Genomic DNA, 539 nt, shown 5'->3' with positions numbered 1-539 from the left:
GGGTTCTACCCCGTTAGCACGGACACTTTCGAGTAAGCTCATACCGAGCTGAAGGAGTGTTCATGAAGCGCAAGAAATACAGTCCTGAATTCAAGCGGGAAGCCATCGAGTTGGTTCGTCGTTCAGGGGCGAGCTGTCGACAAGTGGCCCTGGAGATTGGTGTAGCTCCGAACCTGCTCACACGCTGGGTTCGAGAAGCACAACCAGGCACAGAAAAGGCCTTTCCCGGAACCGGTAGTCCGCGAGATGAGGAGCTGGCCCGCCTCAAGCGTGAGTTGGCCCGGGTGACCAAGGAACGTGATTTTTTAAGAGACGCGGCAGCGTACTTTGCCAGGGAATCATCGAGCGGTACACGGTGATCCAGCGCTGCCGCAACGAGTACCCGGTACGTCTGATGTGCCGTTGCCTGAAGGTTTCTGCCAGTGGCTATTACGCCTGGCAGAATCGTGATCCAAGCCCGCGAACTCAAGAGAATGCACGCCTGGTAAGGCGCATTCGGGAGATTCACGAGGACAGCCGTGGTGTGATCGGAGCGCCCC

At 57.5% G+C, this 539-nt stretch carries 1 pseudogene; it reads left to right on the top strand.

The window, feature by feature from the left end:
- Positions 1 to 62 precede the first annotated feature (62 nt).
- Positions 63 to 539 (top strand): annotated as a pseudogene (locus C722_RS26655) (transposase); the annotation flags it as partial.

It is taken from the genome of Pseudomonas sp. 313, assembly GCF_000316965.1.
Classification (GTDB): Bacteria; Pseudomonadota; Gammaproteobacteria; order Pseudomonadales; family Pseudomonadaceae; genus Chryseomonas; species Chryseomonas benzopyrenica.
This window is presented reverse-complemented; position numbering and strand designations above follow the sequence as displayed.